This is a genomic window from Clostridium algoriphilum, assembly GCF_020443705.1.
GTDB lineage: Bacteria > Bacillota > Clostridia > Clostridiales > Clostridiaceae > Clostridium_AD > Clostridium_AD algoriphilum.
This window is the reverse complement of the sequence record NZ_JAIZZK010000101.1, coordinates 1-1,169: the sequence shown is the minus strand read 5'-3', so window position 1 is coordinate 1,169 and position 1,169 is coordinate 1. Positions and strand designations below refer to the sequence as shown.

The following is a 1,169-nucleotide window of genomic DNA, read 5'->3' as shown; positions in this document are numbered from 1 at the left end:
GAACCATTTGTATACCTAAATAGTTAATACATCCTACTGACTCATCTTTTATCGATTCTACTATTTCTCTAGCTTTATTTTCATTTAACATATTTTATATTCCCCCTATAAACTTTTATTCTTTTGACCTATATCAAATGTCGTTAAGTTATTCTTTCACTGACATTTAGTTTTTATATAAATAATAGAGTGCAAGCCATTTAAGATAATTTAATATTATGTTGAATTATTTTATATTTCTCTGTTTAATTCATTCTTCCTTTTAATAAAAGCCTTTTGATTAGCTTCAAAATTATCTTTATCATTCACCACATCCATAGTTAAAATATCTAATTCTTTTATTGTTTTACAGTTTTTAATATTTCCTAGCAAAAGATCCTTGTATTTAAATTCTGCTTTTAACATAGCATTTTCCCAACACTTCTTACAATTTCCATTAATCCCACAACAATTTATGTGAGGACAACTAACTACTACCGCTCCGTCCGATAAACCATAACTAGCTTCACCATTTGGTTTTGTCCCTATAAATTCAATCTTAAATCGATTATTGAATTCTTCTCTTGTTAAGTCATTTTGAATTTTAATAAAACTTAAAATTTCCATATTACTATCCCCTTTTAATTATTCTTTAAATACATATATACTATTTAAGATGTAAATTAAATTACACTTTTTTTATTTTTTATATTAGGGGTAGTAACCGCAAAGCGTAAATTTATATAACGTTAAGATACATATTAAAAAAATGTCGTACATATAATTACTAACTTCTTTAATGAAAATAAATAAAACCTGTATTTCTACAGACTCTTAAGTTAATACATTATAGGTAATAGCTATAAAATAACTTATAAAGTAGAAAAATGAAAAAAGGTAATTGGAGGTAAGAAATAAAATTTACCTCTATTCATCTAAAATATGTCATTTTTAAAAACTAATAAGAATACATTATATTATTAATTTTTTTATGGAGGATTATTATGACCTATTCATCATCTAACATATTACCTAACATATTTTCTAATTTAACTATCCAAGAGTTTAATAATGAACTGGAAAATCATAAAAAACTTATTATTGGAAAGATAGCAAAGATAGTAAGTGAGAATAAAGAAGAAACTTTCCTAAGCAATGAAGAGTTAAGCATTGTTTTCAATTTAAATAAT

Annotated in this window: 2 protein-coding genes; one reads left to right on the top strand and one right to left on the bottom strand. The window is 24.0% G+C overall.

What is annotated here, in order from left to right; translation table 11 throughout:
- Positions 1 to 231 precede the first annotated feature (231 nt).
- Entirely contained in the window at positions 232 to 606 is a 375-nt protein-coding gene (locus LGK95_RS22070; protein WP_226127050.1) for a hypothetical protein, read from the bottom strand.
- A gap of 377 nt (positions 607 to 983) precedes the next feature.
- Here LGK95_RS22070 and LGK95_RS22065 point away from each other — a divergent pair.
- Positions 984 to 1,169 (top strand): hypothetical protein (locus LGK95_RS22065; protein ID WP_226127049.1); only part of this gene is annotated, 186 nt, incomplete at its 3' end.